We start from the raw sequence: 17055 nt of genomic DNA, 5'->3' as shown, positions 1-17055 counted from the left end.
GGCTCATGCCAGCGCTTCCTTGCCCCCGGCAGCGGGCGTGCCCGGAGCAGGCGCGGCGATCGGCTCGTACTCGGGCTGGTCCTTGCGGCGCAGGTCGCGCGAGGTGCGCCCGACCAGCGCGAGAATGCCGCCCAGCCCGATCATCAACCCGCCATACCAGATCAGCGGCACGAAAGGCTTCCACCACAGGCGAAGCTGCCAGCGGCCATCCTCGCCCTCTTCGCCCAGCACGACGTACAACTGGCCGTTCCAGCGGGTCAGCAAGGCGGCCTCGTTGGTTGCGGTCGGCGGAGATGCGAACATGCGCGATTGCGGATTGAGCACGGTCTGCACGTTGCTGTCGCCATAGCGCGCGACCAGCCGCGCCTCGAGCGCGGTCCAGTTGGGGCCGGCGATCGGGCGAACACCCTGCATCTCGATCGTCCAGGGGCCGACCTTGTGACTCTGGCCGAATTCGCTCGCCACCAGCTTTTCGGTGTTGAACGCGCTTTCGGATGCCATTCCGGCGAGCGCAACCGCGATCCCCAGATGCGCGATGACCATGCCGTAGATATGCGCCGGCGTGCGGCGCAGGTTGCGCTTCCACAAGGGCAGCACGCTGGCGACCGCCAGACCTGCTGCAAACACGAGGCCGAGCAGGGGCAGCACGCCGATATCGCCGCCGAACACCACGACCAGCGCCAGCGTGGCTGCGGCCACGAGCGCAGGCACCGCCATCAGGCTGGTGAGCTTGCGGCCATTGTCCGAGCGCCAGCGCATCAGCGGGCCTGCCGCCATGATGATCAGCATCGGGAACACGAAGATCGCGCTCACCGGATTGAAATAGGGCGGGCCGACCGAGACCTTGGTGTCGAACGCCTCGGTTACCAAGGGATAGAGCGTCCCCATGAGGACAATGCCCAGCACGCCGACCAGCAGCACGTTGTTCATCACCAGCGCGCCTTCGCGGCTGAACAGATGGAAGCGCGCGCCCTCGGTGACGGTCGATGCGCGCAGCCCGAACAGAGCGAGCGCGCCGCCGATATAGATCGCGAGCAACGCGAGGATGAAGCTGCCGCGTTCCGGATCGACCGCAAACGCATGCACGCTGGTCAAAATCCCCGAACGCACCAGGAAGGTGCCGACCATCGACATGGAGAACGCGACCACCGCGAGCATCACCGTCCATGCCTTAAGCGCGTTGCGCGTCGCCAGCACGCTCACCGAATGCAGCAAGGCGGTTGCGGCGAGCCAGGGCATCAGCGAGGCGTTCTCGACCGGATCCCAGAACCACCAGCCGCCCCAGCCGAGTTCGTAATAGGCCCACCACGATCCCGCGGTGATGCCGAGCGTGAGGAAAATCCACGCGCCCATCACCCAGGGGCGCATCGCGCGGGCAAATGCGGGGCCGACATCGCGGGTGATCAGCGCGCCGACCGCGAACGAGAACGCGATCGAAAGCCCGACATAGCCGATATAGAGCGTCGGCGGATGGAAGGCGAGACCGGGGTCCTGCAGCAGCGGGTTGAGGCCGTTGCCCTCCACCGGTGCGGGGTTCAATCGCTCGAACGGGTTGGAGGAAAACAGCATGAAGGCATAGAAGCCCAGGCTGACGAACGCTTGGCCTGCCAGCGTCGCGACCATCGTGCGCTCGTTCAGCCGCCGCTCGAGCAGCGCGACGAAACCGCCCGCCATGCCCATCACGGTCACCCACAGCAGCATCGAGCCTTCGTGATTGCCCCACGCTCCGGCGACCTTGTAGATGATGGGCTTGAGCGAATGGCTGTTCGCCGCGACCAATTTGACCGACAGGTCGGTGCGCAGGAACAGAACGATCAGCAGCGCGAAGGCAATCGCGACCAGCACGCCCTGCACCACTGCGATCGGGCGGATCGCGCGCAGGAACTCGGCACCGCGCGCGGTCAGCGCATAGCTGCCAAGGCCAAGCTGCAGCACCGCGAGCGCTGCGGCGAGCCACAGCATGGCAAGCGCGATTTCTGCGATCATGGCTGCTGCACCGTACCTGCGACCTTTTCGACATCGGCCTTGGTCATGTCGCGCATTTCACGCGGCACGTAGTTTTCGTCATGCTTGGCGAGCAGGTTGTCGGCGACGAAGAACCCCGCCTTGTCCATCCGGCCCTCGGCAACCACGCCAGATCCCTCGACGAACAGGTCGGGGGTGATACCGGTAAAGCGCACCGGGACCGTGCCCTTGCCGTCCTCGACGATGAAATCGATGGTCACGCCGTCCGCCTGAGTCTTGATCGACCCGCGCTGCACCATGCCGCCCAGCCGAATCGCCTGGCCGGGCTCGACACCCTTTTCGGCGATGTCGCCCGGGGTGTAGAAATAGCTCGCCTGATCGCGCAGCGCATAGGCCGCGATCAGCCCCGCCGCCAGCAGGCCGACAAAGGCGATGCAGATCAGGACGAGACGCTGGTGTTTGGCTTTCATGGATTTGTCCGGTTCACTTGCGCTTGAGCGCATCCAGCCGCGCTTCTGCGCGCTTCAGGGCGATCCAGCAATAGCCGATCAGGCCGATGGTCCCGCCGATGCCCAGCGCATAGGTCATGATGACATAGGTCCACTGGGTCATGCCGCAGCCAGCCTGCGCATCCGCGCCTCTATCCGGATATCCGCCAGCAGGGTGCGCATCCGCATCAGCACGATCGCGCCGAAGATCAGCGAGAAGCCGATCACCGCCATGCCCAGCGGCCACAGGAACGCAGGGTCGATCGCCGACTTGCCCATGGTGATGCTGGCCGGCTGGTGCAGGCTGTTCCACCACACCACCGAGCGGTTGATGATGGGCACATTGATCGCGCCGATCAGCCCGAAGATCGCAGCGACCCGTCCGGTGCCGTTCCGCCCGGCCGCGGCATCCTTCTGGCTGGCATCGGCAAGCGCCATGTAGCCGAGATACAGGAACAGCAGCACCAGCATCGATGTCAGCCGGCCGTCCCACACCCACCAGGTGCCCCAGGTGGGCCTGGCCCAGATCGATCCGGTGGCAAGGCACAAGGCGCAGAAGAACGCGCCGGGCAGCGCCGAGGCGCGCGCGGCGATTCCGGCCAGCGGGTGCCGCCAGACCAGCTCGACTAGGCTGGCGATGGCTATGCTGGTCCAGCCCGCCATGCCCAGCCACGCGGCAGGAACGTGAATGTAGAGAATGCGCACCGTCTCGCCCATCAGCCGGTCGGCTGGGGCGTTGAACAGTCCGAGAAACAGGGCGATTGCGACCATGATCAGGCCGGTCACCATCAACGCCGGGGTCAGCGGACGGGCAATCGACAGAAATCGCGTAGGATTGGCAAAACCGTGCATGAGCGAGCGTTGCGTCAGCTTCCTTGCGCCGAGGCATATCGGCGTCGTCCCTTGTTGCCACGATGCTGGCACAGCCTCAAGGGAATTTGCGTGGGGGCTGGCCAACTGACGGCCGAGAGCATGCAATTGCAACTCTCCCCTCCCGCATGCGGGAGGGGCAGGCCCGGCTTCCCGGGCCAGGGTGGGCCTGTAAAGGCCAGGTTGCTCGCTCGCCTGCGGCTCGCGCCCACCCCGCGCGGCAAGCCGCGCTTCCCCTCCCGCATGCGGGAGGGGAGAACTTATCTTCAACCCCGCCCGATCAGCTTCTGCGCCATCGCATCCGCCACTGCGGCGGGCGACTGGCCGGTCGAACGGCTTTCCTGCCAGATGCCGGTGAGCCGCTGGGGGATCCCCGTCAGCCGGGCGAGCACATCCTCGACCTGTGCGGTGCGGCCTTCGGCCTGTGCGAAATATTCGAGCGCGACCGAGATGATGCCGCCTGCGTTGATCACATAGTCGGGCGCATAGAGGATGTCGCGGTCGACCAGCATGTCGGCGTGGTGCGGCCGCGCGAGCTGGTTGTTCGCGCCGCCCGCGACGATCTTGACGTTGAGCTTCTCGATGCTCTCCGAATCGAGGATCGCACCCAGCGCGTTGGGGCTGAACACATCGGCCTCGACCTGCATGATACGGTCGGCAGAGACGGTCGTCGCGCCCAGTTCGTCGGCTAGCGCCTGCGCGCGGTCGGCGTTGACATCAGCGAGCGTCAGATCGGCGCCCTCTGCCGCCAGCAGCCGGGCAAGCCCGCCGCCGACGCTGCCGGTGCCCTGCACCGCGATACGCACGCCCTTGAGGCGGTCGGTGCCCAGCTTGAACTGCACCGCGGCCTTGACGCCCTGGAAGATGCCATTGGCTGTGAACGGGCCGGGATCGCCGCCTGCGGAACCTTCCTGCTGGACCGGCAGGCCCGAGACGAAACGGGTGCGCTTGGAGATCGCGACCATGTCGGCGTCCGACATGCCGATATCCTCGGCGGTGACATAACGCCCGCCCAGGGCCTCGATCGCATCGCCAAAGGCTGCGAGCATTTCGGGGGTCTTGCGGCTGTCGGCATCGGCGAGGATCACGGCCTTGCCGCCGCCCATCGGCAGGCCGGCCATGGCGTTCTTGTAGCTCATGCCGCGCGAGAGGCGCAGCGCATCGGTGATCGCGCGGCCCTTGTCGGCATAATGCCAGAAGCGCGTGCCGCCGCCTGCGGGGCCAAGCTTGGTCGAGTGGATGGCGATGATCGCCGAAAGACCCGAGGCGCGGTCGTGCACATACTGCACAGCCTCATGCTCGTCGAAGTCAGGCAGATCCCAATAGCTTTGCACGCGCGCACTCCCCCGGCTGGTCATGACGCGGCGGGGGCTGAAAAGCCTCGATATCAAGGGCAGATGGGGCGACCGAGGGGTCTCGAACCCCCGACCTCCGGTACCACAAACCGGCGCTCTAACCAACTGAGCTACGGTCGCCACACACTGCACACGCCACGCGGAGGCGCTCCTTAGGAGCGCGTGGGGACAATCGTCAAGCAACGATTGGCGCGGCTCGCTATCTTACAAAGCATGGGCCCAATGCAAGGGAAAATGCGGAAATCTGTCGTAATGCTGTAATTAAATTAGGCGGGCACTTACGGCTCGCCGATCCGCCGTGAGATGATGCGCGCGGGCGTCAGTTGCGCGTCGAGCAGGCTGGTCTGCCGCCAGCGACTCTCGCCCTGCGCGATCACCAGATCGAGCTCGAACCAGCGGCTGACGATCTGCGGCTGCGATTCGATTTCGGGCCCGAAGGTCTGCGATTGCAGCGCCAGCGGCCGCCAGAAGTCGGCGATCCGGGCATAGCCCAGCGGCGGGCGCTGCTCGATCAGCCGGCGCGCGCGCTCCAGCGGGATCTGGCCGGGGGCGAGCATCATGATCAGCGGAGCCTGCTCGGGCAGCAGCGTGTTGACGTTGATCGGCGAGAGAATCGCATCGGGCAGCGCGCAGATCCAGGGCTCAAGCCGGGCATAAAGCTGCGGCGTCATGCCGCGCAGCGCCTGCACTTCGCCCTTGTCGCCGAGCAGCTGGCCCGCGGTGCGAAAGGGCGCCTCGCCCTGCATGTAGAACTGGTCCTCGGCGCCGGCGGGCAGCGGCACGGAATCGGTGTCGATCCAGTCGGCCAGCGCATCGGCAAGCGCTGCTGCATCCTGCGCGGGCACGCCGAGCGCGGTCATCAGACCGGCGAACTGGCCGATGCCGACCGGCCGCGCGGCGAAATCCCCAGGCTGGCCCGCCACCACCGAGTTCAGATTGAAACAATTCCCGCCATCGCGCACCGTCGCGGTGACGGTTGCCCCCGAGCCGTCATCGACGGGAAGCACCATTGGCGCACCCAGCCAGCCGCCGACATTGACGGTGCGCGCAGGCGACTGGTCGAGCCGCCGCTTGATTTCGCGCGCAGCCAGGCCTTCGGCGCCCAGCGCAGCGAAGCGCGCGCGATCAGCGGCACCGGCGTTGCCCGCGAGCCTGACCGCGAGGTTCACCCGGTCGAGGATCAGCGTGGTGACGATCGCCATTACCGCCACCAGCAGCAACACGCTGAGCAGCGCGATGCCGCGTTCCGAGGGCCTGCCCGGCGCGCTCATCCGCCCCCCCGGCGACCAGGAACTGCATCACCAGCGGTGCCCCGGGGTTGCCCGCCTGCGCCAGGGAGAGCTCGATCGCGATCGGAAGTTCGTCGGTACGCTGCGGGCGCCAGTCGGGTTGCCACACGCCAAGCCGGTCGCGATAGCGCATCTGCACCGATTCGATCCCCTCCAGGATCGGCACCGGAGCCGATGTCGCCGCGCCATCGGCCTTGGGTGCGGTCGCTCGAGTGAGGCGGCCGTCGACCAGCGCCCATTCGACTCGCTGCAGGCTCGAGGCTCCGGGCTGCGGATCGATCTGCGGCACCTGGCGGGTGAAGCCGAGCAGCAGGCCATCTCCGCTCATCAGCGCAACCCTGTCGCTTCCCACCGCATCGCGCGACGGGCGCGGCAGCATCAGCGTCATGTCCTGCGCCAGGATCGCGGAGAAGCGGCGCAGATCGCCCATCTCCTCGAGCCGCACCGCGCTGCGCGCCTCGGCCTCGACGCTCTGGCGCAGCAGGAAAACAGAAGCGCTGGCGATCATTCCGAAGATGAACAACGCGACCATCATTTCGACCAGGGTGAAGCCGCGCTCCCCTTGCCCGCGCCACTCCCCGTCATTCCCGCGAACGGTGACGAATGCAGGAATGGGGTGCACGTCGCTCACAACACCGGTCTCAGCACTGTCAGCGTCACCTCGGGTCCCGCCGCCTGCTTTACCGCCAGATCGACCTTGAGCATCTCGCCGCCATCCAGCGCGCTGGTTGTGCGCCGCCAGGTGAAGCTGCGCCCCGCATTGGTCGTTGCGCCTTGCGAATCGCCAAGCGAGGGCGGGTTGGGATCGGTCAGCGCCTCGACTGCGAGATTGCGCACCACCACTTCGCTGTACAACCGGCTGTCGAGTTCGGCGGTCTGCATCAAGCTCGCCCCCTGCAGCTTGATCAGCGCGAGCGCGGCGATCGAGAACACCGCCAGCGCCACCAGCATTTCCAGCAGGCTGAAACCGGCTGATCCGGCGGAGGGACGGTGGCGAAGGGGCATGGCCGCTCATTTAACCGTCAATGCCCCGGCACGCCAGCCGTTTGCGGGGTTGAACTGGCGTGGAAATGCGGGCTAATCGGCGGGCGGACATGAGCCGCGCGTGGATCGGACCGATGAGCGAAACCAGCACCGCCAGCAACCAGTGTAACATCGCCGCCCTGATGAAGGTGCCCGGCATCCAGCGGGTGCCGACGCCGCGGCTCGAACTGTTCATCCTGCGCAATTTCCTGACGGCGGAGGAGTGCGCGCGGTTCGTCGCGAAGATCGATATCGACCGCCGCCCCTCGACCATCGCCGATCCCAATGGCGACCATTATTTCCGCACGTCCGAAACCTGCGACCTCAGCGCCGAGGATCCCGAGGTGATCGCGCTCGATGAAAAATTGAGCACGCTGTCCGGAATCGACCGGCAGTTCGGCGAGACGATGCAGGGCCAGCGCTATGATGTCGGGCAGGAGTTCAAGGCGCATACCGATTATTTCGAACCCGGCGGGCAGGATTACGAGCGCTACACCAGCGTTGCGGGCCAGCGCACCTGGACCTTCATGATCTATCTCAACGAGCCGGTTGCAGGCGGCGCGACCCGGTTCAAGACCATCGGCAAGTCGATCCAGCCCGAAACCGGCAAGCTGGTCGCGTGGAACAACCGCAGGCCCGATGGATCGCTAAACCCCGCGACCATCCACCACGGCATGAAGGTGCGCGAGGGGACCAAATACGTGATCACCAAATGGTACCGTGAAAAAAGCTGGGGCTGGTGAGCCTCGGAACCTATCGCCCCGGGCCAGCTATGCTGGTCACCGCAGCGTTCATCGGCCCCGGAACGGTCACCGCCTGCGCGAGCGCGGGGATCGGTTTTGGCTACGCGCTGCTCTGGGCCCTGGTGTTCGCGACTGTCGCCACGATCATCCTGCAGAACATGGCGGCGCGAGTCGCGATCGTCACCGGGCAGGGGCTTGCCGAGGCGATTCTGGCGGCGGCATCCAGCCTGCCGGTGCGCTGGGCAATGGCGGCGCTGATCTTCGCGGCGCTGGGCATTGGCAATTCGGCCTATCAGGCGGGCAACATCAGCGGCACGGCGGTGGGTCTCTCGCTGCTGGGCGTCAAAAGCGACGCGCTGACGCAACCGGTGCTGGCATTGGCAATTGGCGTGGTGGCGGCGGCTCTTGTGATTATCGGAAAGCCCGGCTGGCTTGAAAAGCTTCTGATCGGTCTCGTGCTGGCAATGTCGCTGGCGTTCATCGGCGGTCTGATGGTGATCGATGTCGACTGGTCTTCGGCGGCGCGTGGTCTGCTGCCTGCCCTGCCTGCCGACAGTCTGTTTACCGCGATCGCGCTGATCGGCACTACGGTGGTGCCGTACAACCTGTTCCTGCACGCCGCATCAGTGCGCGGCCAGTTCAGCTCCGACCGCCAGGGCATCGCCGCTGCAAGCCTCGACACCGCGGTATCGGTAACCTTGGGCGGGCTGCTGTCGATGGCGATCGTGATCATGGGCGCTGCGACCAGCGCGCTGCCATCTGCCGGGGCCGGGCCGCTAGACGAGGTCGCGCTGCGGCTGGAGGCGATGTTCGGCAGTCCCGCGCGCATCGTCTTCGCGCTGGGCCTGGTGGGCGCAGGCTTCAGCTCGGCGCTCACCGCGCCGCTCGCCACCGGCTATGTGCTCGCCGAGATGATGGGTGGCAGCAGCGACCCGGAACGGCGCACCCGCATCTTCAAGCGTACCGCGCTGGCGGTGATCGCGATCGGCACCGCGTTCGCGGTCCTGGCGGTCAACCCGGTCGAATTGATCCTGATCGCGCAGTCCGCCAACGGCCTGTTGCTGCCGATCCTCGCCGCGTTCCTGCTCTGGGTCGCTTCGCGGCGTCAGAGCCTGGGCAGCTTTGCCAACGGGCCGTTGGCCAATCTGGCGGGGGGCTCCGTGGTGCTTGTGTGCACCCTGCTGGGGCTGCGGCTGATTTTGCGCGCGGCGGGCGTGTGGCCATGACCGCGCAAATCGACATCAACGCCGATCTGGGCGAAGACCCGCTCGCAGAGGCGCGCGACATCGCGCTGATGGCGCATATCTCGAGCTGCAACATCGCATGCGGCGGGCATGCCGGAGACGCCGGCAGCATGGCGCGGATGCTGCGCGCGGCGCGCGATGCGGGCGTTGCGGCGGGGGCGCACCCCTCCTATCCGGATCGCGCAGGCTTTGGCCGGACATCGCTGGATATGCCGCTGCCCGCGCTGATCGACTCGCTGATCGTGCAGGTCACCGAGCTTGCCCGTGTCGCGGCAGACCTTGGCGTTGCGCTCACCCATATCAAGCCGCACGGCATGCTCTACAACGATCTGGCCGACCGCGTGGAGATGGCCGAGGCGGTGGCTGACGCGCTGCACCGGGCCTTTCCCCGGCTCGCGCTGGTCGGTCTGGCGCATGGCGCGTTCGAGAGTGCGGCGGCGAAGGCCGGGGCGCGGTTCATCGCCGAAGGGTTCGTCGATCGCGGTTACACGCCCACGCGCCGTCTGGTGCCGCGCAGCCAGCCCGGTGCGCTGATCGCGGGCGATGATGCCCGTGCCGCGCAGGCGCTCGCCATCGCCACCGGCCAGCCGCTCACCGCCGATGACGGCAGCCTGATCCATGTTATGGCGCAAAGCCTATGCCTTCATTCCGACAGTCCCGGATCGGAACAAACCGCTTTGCGGATCGCCGAGGTGATGGCAAGCAAGGGCATAAGCATAAAAGCACCCGGAGAGCCGCCCGATGACCCTGCCGATCTACTGCGCCGATGACTGGTTGATGATCCGATCGCTTGGCCCGGATCAGGTGGCAGGGCTGGCACAGGCGGCACAGGGTCAAGGCTGGGAAGATGTGGTCCCGGGGCTCGACAGCCTCTCGCTGAGCTGGAACCCGGCGGAAAGATCGCTCGAGACGGCGCGCGCGGTTGCCGAAGCGCTGGTGGCCCAAGCGGACGCAGCTCCGGCAGAGGGCACCCTGCCCCCGGTCACGCTGCACATCTGCTACGACGCGGTGTGGGCGCATGATGCGGAGATCGTCGCCGAACTGCTCGGGATCGCCACAGATGTCCTGCCGCATTGGCACGCCGCGCAGGATTGGCGCGTGGCCATGCTGGGGTTCCAGCCGGGCTTCGGCTATCTGGTGTGCGATGCGCATATCCCCGAGATTCCGCGCCTGTCCGATCCGCGCGCGCATGTTGCGCGAGGGTCGGTTGGCCTGCTCGGACAGATCTGCGGACTGTATCCGCACGCCGGGCCCGGAGGCTGGCCGATCATCGGCCGCATCGCCGAAACGCTGTTCGATCCGCACGCCGCATCGCCCGCGTTGCTGACCCCCGGGCAGAAGGTGCGCTTTGAGCGCGTCGACGGCCCCACCCTCTCGCGCCTGACGGGAGAGCCCGCATGAGCCTCACCGTGATCAAGGCCGGCATCCAGTCGAGCATCCAGGCCGCGCCCTTCCGGGGCTTGCGCAAGCTTGCGGTGCCATCGGGAGGCGCAGCAGACGTGCTCAGCCTCGCGCTCGCCAACCGGCTGGTGGGCAAGCCGCTCGAGGCGGCAGCGATCGAAGTCACGCTGGGCCCTGCCGAGTTCCGCGCCGAGCGCGCCATGGCGGTCGCAGTGACCGGCGCGCCGTGCCAGGTCGCGATCAACGGCGAGGATGCCGAGCAGCACGAGACGCTGCACCTGGCCGCCGGAGACACGATCAGCATCGGGCGTGTCTGGGCGGGGTGCCGCACCTATCTGGCGGTCTCGGCGGACATCGCAGTCGCGCCGGTGCTGGGTTCGCAATCGACGCTGATCGCAGCCGGGTTCGGCGGCCTCGATGGCCGCGCGCTGGCCGATGGTGATGTCATCGCGCTGGAAGACGGCGACGCGGCGCCCGACAAGATCACCACCCCGGCAGAGCTTCAGCCGTTCTTTGGCCACGGCTTTGTGCTGCGGATCGTCGGCGGGCCCGAATCGGACCGGCTGGCGCTGGGCATGGCGGCGCTTTCGCGCAAGCGCTGGCGGGTGTCGTCGCGCTCCAGCCGCATGGGCCTGAAGCTGCAGGGAACCGCGATCGATCTCAATTCCGCAGCGCCGATCCGCAGCGGCGCGGTGTTTCCCGGCATCATCCAGTGCCCGCCCGACGGCATGCCCTATCTGATCGGCTGCGAAGGCCAGACCACCGGCGGCTATCCGCGCATCGGCCAGGTCATCCGCGCCGACCGGCACCTGATCGGCCAGCTCGCCCCCAATGCGACGATGCTGCTGGTGCCTGTTCAGGGCGACCAGGCCGAGCAGATTCATGCCGAGAAGCTGGGCCTGTGGGCCGAGTGGCTCCCCGGCCTGGCGCTGGGCTAGGCTCCTCTCAGCCGCCCATCGCGGCGAAGATCATCGGGCCACCGAGTTCGATCGACTTTGCATAAGCGGGGCGATCACGCAGCCGCTGCAGATAGGCGGCCAGCGCAGGGCGATTTTCGAGCAGCTTGCTGGCAGAGGCGACCTCGAGCAGATAGGCCATGTGGATGTCCGCACCGCTCAGCCGGTCGCCGACCAGGAACTCGTGCCCCGTCACCGCCGCCTCGACATGGTCGAGCAGCTTGACGACCTCAGCCCCCAGAAAACCGCCCAGCATCGGGCCCAGCCCGCCAAAGCGCGGGGCGAGCGCGGTGAAGATGATCGGGCTCGACATGGTACCCTCGGCAAAGTGCAGCCATTCGAGATAGGCGGGGCGATCCTTGGCGTTGGCGGGCGCCAGCGTGTCGCTGCCATAGCGCTCGATGAGATATTCGATGATCGCACCCGATTCGACCATGCAATGGCCGTCGATGATCACTGTCGGCGCCTTGGACAACGGGTGGACGTCCTTGAGCGCGGGCGGCGCGCGGAAGGTCTGGGGATCGCGCTGGTGGCGGACCATCTCATAGGGCGTTCCCAGCTCCTCCAGCAGCCAGATGATGCGGGTGGAACGCGAATATTCGAGGTGATGCAGCACGATGCTCATGGCATGTCTCTCCGGTCTGTTCTGTTTTGGGGAAGGCTTTTCGGGTTAGTCGGCAAGGATGGTCTGGTCGGCCCCCGGTGCGCCGGGCACGATGCCGGGATCGAGGAACCTGGGATCCTTGTCGATGTCCATCCAGTCGCTGAACGGACGGCCGTAGACCGAATCGAAGAACTCGTACGGCAGCCGGAAGGGCCGGGTCGATCCGCTGTTCCACAGCATCACGATGCCGTTCTGGGTTTCGGGATCGAACCACATCGCAGCACGATAGCCGTTGACCGCGCCGCCATGGCCGACAAGATAATGGCCATCATAGATATGGCTGCGCCAGCCCTGGCCATAGCCGTGGCTGATGATCAGCGAATCCGGTCCGCTGCGGCCGCCGCGATAGGTCGCGACGCGCGGACGGTGGATTTCGGCACGCACCCCTGCAGAGACAACCTGCGGCGCCTGCCCCATCTGCGCCTGCATCCAACGCGCCAGATCGATGATGTTCGAGCTGACACCGGCGGCGGCGGGGACGCGGAAATAGGCATCGGACAGCACCTGGACGCTGCCGCGCCGATAGGGCCGCGCCCAGCTTTTCGCGCCGGTAAGGTTCGCCATCCCCAGCCCTGCGCTGGTCATGCCCAGCGGCGCGAACAGCTGCTGCTGGGCCGCCATTTCGTAAGGCATCCTGGTCGCGTTGCCGACGATCTCGCTGAACGCATCATAAGCGACGTTCTGATAGCTGTGGCAGTCGCCCGGCAGGCACTGCTGCGGTACGGTGGAAAGCATATTGCGCAGCATCGGCGCAGGGTCGCCCGATTCCAGCTTGCCGTCATACGCGTTGCGCGACAGCCCCAGCCGGTGGGCGAGCAGATCCGGGATCGCCAGCCGGTTCTCCGCCCCGCCCGAAAGCTTCAGGCTGGTGCCGAACGAGGCCAGCGGCGCAGAAAGGCTGAGCCTGCCCTCTTCTGCCAGCTTGTACGCCAGCGTGCCCGCGACACCCTTGGAGACCGAAGCCCAGCGGAACACCGTCTGCGGGGTGACGGCAAGCCCGGCCTCGCGATCGGCAAAGCCATATCCGCGGACAAAGGCCAGCCTGCCGTTCTCGACCGTCGCCACCGACAACCCGACCATCTCGGGATCGCGCATCAGCCGGTTGATCCGCGCATCGAACGCGGCGTAATCGACCTTGCCCTGCCAGCGTTCGGGGGTGTCGGGCAATAGCTGGCTCGCCTGCGCGGCAATCGCCGGCGTTCCCGGCACTACCCCGCCACCGCGCGATACGCTCAGCCCCACCAGCAAGCCTGCGGCAGCAAGACCGCTGGCGGCCCAGACGACAGGACTGCGCAGCCAGTGCTTCATGGTGTCTCCGAATAGAAATTGCGCCCCGGCTGCAATGCGTTACCCGCCTTGTCTTAGCCAATATGCATGTTTTGCCCTGTAAAATGCTTAAGAGCAAGCCATGCCGGATTCGGCCTGTCGCCGGTGCTGGCCGGATCACCGGTTCGCCGCCCTGCCCAGCCCGATCGAGGCACCCGTGTGCAGCGCGTCACAAAGCTGCAAGCAGCGCCTGCTAATCGGGCAGGGAGCCTGCCGCTTGTGGACAGGATCTGGATGAGGAGAGCGTGCATGCCGATGACCACCAAGACCCTGGCAGCGCTTGCGCTGCTGAGCACCGCAGCCCTCGTGCAGGCTGCCGCGCCGCAAAAGCCGCTCACCGGCACCTGGACCACCGATTTCGGCAGCGTGCGAATGATCGAGGGCAAGCAGGGCGAGGTCAGCGGGACATATGACACCGATGACGGCCGCATCACCGGCAGCATCGCAAACGGCGTGATCAGCGGCTTCTGGGTCGAATCCGCGTCGGACTATACCTGCGATACAGCCAGGATGGGCAGCCGCCATTGGGGCCGCATCCGCTTCGAGCTCAACAGCGCGGGCTCGGGCTGGACGGGCATCTGGTCCTATTGCGATTATGAGTATATCGTCGGCAATGTCTGGAACGGCAAGCGCGCGGATTGACCGCGCGCGCCTAACCCGCGCCGGACAGCCAGCGGGCAAAGTCCATCCAGGCCGGTGTCGACCAGATCACCGGGGTGAGCACGATGCGCGCCACGACAATCGCCGATCCGATGATCGCTGCAGGGTGAAAGCGCCGGGTGACCAGCCAGTCCCGTACGATCAGCACGATCAGCAGCAGCACCACCACCAGCCCGGAGAGCGGCCCGACGGCCTCTCCGGGCACGCCGGACATGCCGATCAACCGGCCCGCGGAGGGCTGGACCATGTCGATCATCGCCACCAGCATCAACCGTTTGTGGACATCGCTGCGGTGCCGCATCGCCAGCGCGGCGATGATCAGCCCGCCGAAAACCGGGACATCGAGCAGGGGCAGCGCGGCCCATGACAGCGTATCGATCCCGGGAGGCGCGGTCAGCGGCCTGTCTATACCGGCAATGCCCACGGCGATCGCCAGCGGGATCATGATCGCCACCAGCAGCATGCCGAGAATTCCGAGCTGGCGGTGAATGTGCCGCTTGCCCGCCGAAATCAGGCCTGCCTGGACCATGAACAGTATCACCCAGGCGCTGAATACGAGCCCGTGCAGATGCACCAGCGGATTGAGCGGTTCCATCGGATGCGGGGGCGCGATGAACGCGCGCAGATAGTAACTGGGCGCGAACCCGATCACGGTCAGCGTCAGGATCGTCGCTGCCATCGCCAGAAAGAAACGATGCTCGCGCTCGGCCTTGCTCGGACCCGCCCCTGCAAACTGCGCCATGCTGTGTGATCCCCCCGGATGAGGGGGCAGTCTGCTACGATGCCGATGCAAGCGCAATGGCTTGTTGCATGACGCTATACGTCATCAGGACTATGGCGCCGCGCGATAATCCGCAGTGACGGCGGCAACTGCGGCGATTTCGTCCTCATGCGCCGGGTCGCGCCAGGTTTCGGCCAGGGCGGCTGCCTCCCAGTCGACCATCGCAGGGTGGCTCAGAATCCGCCCCACCCACGCCCTGCCTTTGTCGCCGATATCCAGACCGAAGCTGCGCACCCGGAAGGCGACCGGGGCGAAAAAGGCATCGACCGCGCTGAACTCTGCGCCCGCCAGCCAGGGTCCGCCAAACCGGTCGAGCCCTTGCGCGAACAATTCGCCGATCCGCTCTATATCCGCCTGCAGCGCCGGGGGTATCGCGATCAGATCGGCACGCACCCCCACGCTCATCGGGCAGATGTTGCGCAAAGGCGAAAAGCCCGAGTGCATTTCCGCGGCTGCCGAGCGTGCCCAAGCGCGCGCCGCGGTGTCGGCGGGCCACACGCCAGGATGGCGCTCGGCGAGATATTCCACGATCGCCAGCGAATCCCACACGACGATATCGCCATCGTGCAGGCACGGCACCTTGCCATTGGGCGCGAAGCTGCGGAACTTGGCCGAATTGTCGGGCCCGGCAAAGGGGACCAGCCGGTCTTCGAAAGCGATCCCGAGCCCGCGCATCAACAGCCAGGGGCGCAGCGACCAGCTCGAGTAATTGCGGTTCGCGGTGAACAGGGTGTAGGCCATGGCTACTCCGCAGGCTTGAGGTGGCGGTTGAGAAACGCGGTGCTGTCGCTGAGCACGGGACCCTTGCCGCGGAACGGCTTGGACAGGGCCATCACCACCTCTTCATGGTCGAGCCCCTGATAATTGATCATCTGCACCACCGCGCCCTTCTGCTTCAGCCGCGCGGTGAGGTTGATCGCGTTGCGCGGGCGCACGGTGGTATCCTCGCTGCTGGTGATCAGCAGCATCGGCGGCGCATCGGCGCGGGCAAAGGTGATCGGCTGGGTCACCTGCGGATCGGGATAGGCCGACATCGCATCGATCGAGCGCTTGGTGGTGAAGGGGTAGAAATCATACGCACCGCTCAAGCCCACCACCGCCTTGACGATGCCGGGATCGACGCCTGCGGCTTTCAACCAGCGCGGATCGAGCGCCAACAGCACTGCAGTGTGCGCGCCTGCCGAATGCCCGGAAAAGCCGATCGCGTCGGGGTCACCGCCATAACGACCGATATTGTCGCGGGTCCAGGCGACCGCATCGGCGGCATCCTCGATAAATGCGGGGAAGCGAACCTGCGGCACCTTGCGGTAATCGGGGACGACCACGACGAAACCCTGCCTGGCGAAAGCGCGTCCGGCAAAGGCATAATCCTGGCGTGCGCCCTTCACCCATCCGCCGCCATGCCAGAAGATCAGAACCGGCCGCCTGTCACCATCGGCGGCGTCGGCTGCGCGCCAGACATCGAGCGTCTGGCCCTGATCGCCAAACGGCACGGCCTCGGCCACCAGCGCGGCAGCCTTGCCCCCGCCGGTCGCAGCATCGAGATGGCTCAGCAGCAGCGGCGGCGAGGCGGTGGCAGCATAAAGCCCCATCCCGCCCAGAACCGCAACCAGCCCGCCCAGACCCAGCTTGGTGCTACGCTTCATGCGCTGGCTCAAGAGACGTAGTGTGCGGTCGTCCTGGCCGCGACATCCTCGGCCGTCACGCCGGGTGCCAGTTCGATCAGCTTGAACGGGCTGTCGTGGTCGGGGCGCTGGAACACGCACAGGTCGGTGATGATCATGTCGACCACGTTCTTGCCGGTCAGCGGCAGCGTGCACGACGGGATGAACTTGGGGTCGCCGTTCTTGGAGGTGTGCTCCATCACCACGATGATCTTCTTGACGCCCGCGACCAGATCCATCGCGCCGCCCATGCCCTTGATCATCTTGCCCGGGATCATCCAGTTGGCGATGTCGCCATTTTCGGCGATCTCCATCGCGCCCAGCACGGTGAGGTCGATATGCCCGCCGCGGATCATGGCAAAGCTGTCCGACGAGCTGAAATAGCTCGACGAAGGCAGCTCGCTGATGGTCTGCTTGCCCGCGTTGATCAAATCGGCATCCTCGTCGCCCTCCAACGGGAACGGGCCGATTCCGAGCATGCCGTTTTCCGATTGCAGCGTGACCTCCATGCCCTCGGGCACATGGTTGGCGACCAAGGTCGGAATGCCGATGCCGAGATTGACATAATAGCCGTCCTTCAATTCCTTCGCGGCGCGCGCCGCCATATCGTCACGGGTCCAGGGCAT

The 17055-nt window shown here is 66.3% G+C and carries 20 protein-coding genes and 1 tRNA gene; 6 read left to right on the top strand and 15 right to left on the bottom strand.

Going from position 1 to position 17055, the window contains the following annotated elements; all coding sequences use genetic code 11:
- Nucleotides 1-3: 3 nt before the first annotated feature.
- The 9 genes from B5J99_RS09090 to gspI form a co-directional block, all read right to left on the bottom strand.
- A complete protein-coding gene (locus B5J99_RS09090) occupies nucleotides 4-1986 on the bottom strand; it encodes a heme lyase CcmF/NrfE family subunit (RefSeq protein WP_117352229.1) in 1983 nt (660 codons plus the stop codon).
- Entirely contained in the window at nucleotides 1983-2435 is a 453-nt protein-coding gene (ccmE, locus tag B5J99_RS09085; protein ID WP_069049371.1) for a cytochrome c maturation protein CcmE, read from the bottom strand. The genes B5J99_RS09090 and ccmE overlap by 4 nt, the downstream gene beginning before the upstream one ends.
- A gap of 13 nt (nucleotides 2436-2448) precedes the next feature.
- A complete protein-coding gene (locus B5J99_RS19995) occupies nucleotides 2449-2577 on the bottom strand; it encodes a hypothetical protein (protein WP_255352523.1) in 129 nt (42 codons plus the stop codon).
- Nucleotides 2574-3305 (bottom strand): heme ABC transporter permease CcmC, encoded by a 732-nt coding sequence (gene ccmC, locus B5J99_RS09080; protein WP_054133488.1) that lies wholly within the window; start codon nucleotides 3303-3305, stop codon nucleotides 2574-2576. The genes B5J99_RS19995 and ccmC overlap by 4 nt, the downstream gene beginning before the upstream one ends.
- Nucleotides 3306-3589: 284 nt before the next feature.
- The gene (locus tag B5J99_RS09075; protein WP_069051618.1) at nucleotides 3590-4657 is read right to left on the bottom strand and encodes a Leu/Phe/Val dehydrogenase; all 1068 of its coding nucleotides are present in this window, start codon (nucleotides 4655-4657) and stop codon (nucleotides 3590-3592) included.
- A gap of 64 nt (nucleotides 4658-4721) precedes the next feature.
- Nucleotides 4722-4798 (bottom strand) — tRNA-His (locus tag B5J99_RS09070).
- Between the two features lie 158 nt (nucleotides 4799-4956).
- Complete coding sequence (gene gspK / locus B5J99_RS09065; RefSeq protein WP_245991872.1) at nucleotides 4957-5880, bottom strand: type II secretion system minor pseudopilin GspK; 924 nt, start codon at nucleotides 5878-5880, stop codon at nucleotides 4957-4959.
- The gene (gene gspJ, locus B5J99_RS19890; RefSeq protein WP_162892531.1) at nucleotides 5804-6598 is read right to left on the bottom strand and encodes a type II secretion system minor pseudopilin GspJ; all 795 of its coding nucleotides are present in this window, start codon (nucleotides 6596-6598) and stop codon (nucleotides 5804-5806) included. The genes gspK and gspJ overlap by 77 nt, the downstream gene beginning before the upstream one ends.
- On the bottom strand, nucleotides 6595-6972 hold the full coding sequence (gene gspI, locus B5J99_RS09055; RefSeq protein ID WP_054133491.1) for a type II secretion system minor pseudopilin GspI: 378 nt from the start codon (nucleotides 6970-6972) through the stop codon (nucleotides 6595-6597). The genes gspJ and gspI overlap by 4 nt, the downstream gene beginning before the upstream one ends.
- Before the next feature lie 113 nt (nucleotides 6973-7085).
- On the opposite strand from gspI, the gene B5J99_RS09050 reads away from it, so the two are divergent.
- The 5 genes from B5J99_RS09050 to B5J99_RS09030 are packed head-to-tail and all read left to right on the top strand — an operon-like array spanning nucleotide 7086 to nucleotide 11316.
- Nucleotides 7086-7733 (top strand): prolyl hydroxylase family protein, encoded by a 648-nt coding sequence (locus B5J99_RS09050; RefSeq protein ID WP_083231595.1) that lies wholly within the window; start codon nucleotides 7086-7088, stop codon nucleotides 7731-7733.
- The gene (locus tag B5J99_RS09045; protein WP_211337895.1) at nucleotides 7730-8959 is read left to right on the top strand and encodes an Nramp family divalent metal transporter; all 1230 of its coding nucleotides are present in this window, start codon (nucleotides 7730-7732) and stop codon (nucleotides 8957-8959) included. The genes B5J99_RS09050 and B5J99_RS09045 overlap by 4 nt, the downstream gene beginning before the upstream one ends.
- Nucleotides 8956-9747 (top strand): LamB/YcsF family protein, encoded by a 792-nt coding sequence (locus tag B5J99_RS09040; protein WP_117352225.1) that lies wholly within the window; start codon nucleotides 8956-8958, stop codon nucleotides 9745-9747. Before B5J99_RS09045 ends, B5J99_RS09040 begins: the two co-directional genes overlap by 4 nt.
- Complete coding sequence (locus tag B5J99_RS09035) at nucleotides 9719-10378, top strand: 5-oxoprolinase subunit B family protein (protein WP_069049367.1); 660 nt, start codon at nucleotides 9719-9721, stop codon at nucleotides 10376-10378. The genes B5J99_RS09040 and B5J99_RS09035 overlap by 29 nt, the downstream gene beginning before the upstream one ends.
- Nucleotides 10375-11316, top strand: coding sequence for a 5-oxoprolinase subunit C family protein (locus tag B5J99_RS09030; RefSeq protein ID WP_117352224.1), 942 nt, complete (start codon nucleotides 10375-10377; stop codon nucleotides 11314-11316). The genes B5J99_RS09035 and B5J99_RS09030 overlap by 4 nt, the downstream gene beginning before the upstream one ends.
- 7 nt (nucleotides 11317-11323) lie before the next feature.
- On the opposite strand, the gene B5J99_RS09025 is transcribed toward B5J99_RS09030, so the two are convergent.
- Complete coding sequence (locus B5J99_RS09025; RefSeq protein ID WP_054133495.1) at nucleotides 11324-11959, bottom strand: glutathione S-transferase family protein; 636 nt, start codon at nucleotides 11957-11959, stop codon at nucleotides 11324-11326.
- A 45-nt stretch (nucleotides 11960-12004) separates the two neighbouring features.
- Nucleotides 12005-13306, bottom strand: a complete 1302-nt coding sequence (locus B5J99_RS09020) for a serine hydrolase domain-containing protein (protein ID WP_054133496.1) — start codon at nucleotides 13304-13306, stop codon at nucleotides 12005-12007.
- Nucleotides 13307-13573: 267 nt separating this feature from the next.
- Here B5J99_RS09020 and B5J99_RS09015 point away from each other — a divergent pair, with 267 nt between their 5' ends.
- Nucleotides 13574-13966 carry a hypothetical protein gene (locus B5J99_RS09015; RefSeq protein ID WP_211337894.1) on the top strand — a complete coding sequence of 131 codons (393 nt, stop codon included), beginning with the start codon at nucleotides 13574-13576 and terminating at the stop codon, nucleotides 13964-13966.
- A 10-nt stretch (nucleotides 13967-13976) separates the two neighbouring features.
- Here the strand turns inward: B5J99_RS09015 and B5J99_RS09010 are convergent, their stop codons facing one another.
- The 4 genes from B5J99_RS09010 to B5J99_RS08995 all read right to left on the bottom strand — a co-directional run bounded on the left by B5J99_RS09010 (nucleotide 13977) and on the right by B5J99_RS08995 (nucleotide 17055).
- Nucleotides 13977-14726, bottom strand: a complete 750-nt coding sequence (locus tag B5J99_RS09010) for a hypothetical protein (protein WP_117352223.1) — start codon at nucleotides 14724-14726, stop codon at nucleotides 13977-13979.
- Between the two features lie 90 nt (nucleotides 14727-14816).
- Nucleotides 14817-15506 (bottom strand): glutathione S-transferase N-terminal domain-containing protein, encoded by a 690-nt coding sequence (locus B5J99_RS09005; RefSeq protein WP_117352222.1) that lies wholly within the window; start codon nucleotides 15504-15506, stop codon nucleotides 14817-14819.
- Between the two features lie 2 nt (nucleotides 15507-15508).
- Complete coding sequence (locus B5J99_RS09000) at nucleotides 15509-16411, bottom strand: alpha/beta hydrolase (protein WP_117352221.1); 903 nt, start codon at nucleotides 16409-16411, stop codon at nucleotides 15509-15511.
- A gap of 8 nt (nucleotides 16412-16419) precedes the next feature.
- On the bottom strand, nucleotides 16420-17055 hold the full coding sequence (locus B5J99_RS08995; RefSeq protein ID WP_054133500.1) for a 3-oxoacid CoA-transferase subunit B: 636 nt from the start codon (nucleotides 17053-17055) through the stop codon (nucleotides 16420-16422).

The organism is Blastomonas fulva, from assembly GCF_003431825.1.
GTDB classification, from domain to species: Bacteria; Pseudomonadota; Alphaproteobacteria; order Sphingomonadales; family Sphingomonadaceae; genus Blastomonas; species Blastomonas fulva.
The sequence above is the reverse complement of the archived record's forward strand: the minus strand, read 5'-3'. Positions and strand labels throughout refer to the sequence as shown.

What these genes read in the sequence shown, in the direction of transcription:
- B5J99_RS09005 (WP_117352222.1), bottom strand. Translation starts at nt 15,506, where the DNA reads ATGGCCTACACCCTGTTCACCGCGAACCGCAATTACTCGAGCTGGTCG.
- B5J99_RS09040 (WP_117352225.1), top strand. Translation starts at nt 8,956, where the DNA reads ATGACCGCGCAAATCGACATCAACGCCGATCTGGGCGAAGACCCGCTC.
- B5J99_RS09020 (WP_054133496.1), bottom strand. Translation starts at nt 13,306, where the DNA reads ATGAAGCACTGGCTGCGCAGTCCTGTCGTCTGGGCCGCCAGCGGTCTT.
- gspI (WP_054133491.1), bottom strand. Translation starts at nt 6,972, where the DNA reads ATGCCCCTTCGCCACCGTCCCTCCGCCGGATCAGCCGGTTTCAGCCTG.
- B5J99_RS19995 (WP_255352523.1), bottom strand. Translation starts at nt 2,577, where the DNA reads ATGACCCAGTGGACCTATGTCATCATGACCTATGCGCTGGGCATCGGC.
- B5J99_RS09015 (WP_211337894.1), top strand. Translation starts at nt 13,574, where the DNA reads ATGCCGATGACCACCAAGACCCTGGCAGCGCTTGCGCTGCTGAGCACC.
- B5J99_RS09030 (WP_117352224.1), top strand. Translation starts at nt 10,375, where the DNA reads ATGAGCCTCACCGTGATCAAGGCCGGCATCCAGTCGAGCATCCAGGCC.
- ccmC (WP_054133488.1), bottom strand. Translation starts at nt 3,305, where the DNA reads ATGCACGGTTTTGCCAATCCTACGCGATTTCTGTCGATTGCCCGTCCG.
- B5J99_RS09000 (WP_117352221.1), bottom strand. Translation starts at nt 16,411, where the DNA reads ATGAAGCGTAGCACCAAGCTGGGTCTGGGCGGGCTGGTTGCGGTTCTG.
- B5J99_RS09090 (WP_117352229.1), bottom strand. Translation starts at nt 1,986, where the DNA reads ATGATCGCAGAAATCGCGCTTGCCATGCTGTGGCTCGCCGCAGCGCTC.
- B5J99_RS08995 (WP_054133500.1), bottom strand. Translation starts at nt 17,055, where the DNA reads ATGCCCTGGACCCGTGACGATATGGCGGCGCGCGCCGCGAAGGAATTG.
- B5J99_RS09025 (WP_054133495.1), bottom strand. Translation starts at nt 11,959, where the DNA reads ATGAGCATCGTGCTGCATCACCTCGAATATTCGCGTTCCACCCGCATC.
- B5J99_RS09050 (WP_083231595.1), top strand. Translation starts at nt 7,086, where the DNA reads ATGAGCGAAACCAGCACCGCCAGCAACCAGTGTAACATCGCCGCCCTG.
- B5J99_RS09035 (WP_069049367.1), top strand. Translation starts at nt 9,719, where the DNA reads ATGACCCTGCCGATCTACTGCGCCGATGACTGGTTGATGATCCGATCG.
- B5J99_RS09010 (WP_117352223.1), bottom strand. Translation starts at nt 14,726, where the DNA reads ATGGCGCAGTTTGCAGGGGCGGGTCCGAGCAAGGCCGAGCGCGAGCAT.
- gspK (WP_245991872.1), bottom strand. Translation starts at nt 5,880, where the DNA reads ATGGCGATCGTCACCACGCTGATCCTCGACCGGGTGAACCTCGCGGTC.
- ccmE (WP_069049371.1), bottom strand. Translation starts at nt 2,435, where the DNA reads ATGAAAGCCAAACACCAGCGTCTCGTCCTGATCTGCATCGCCTTTGTC.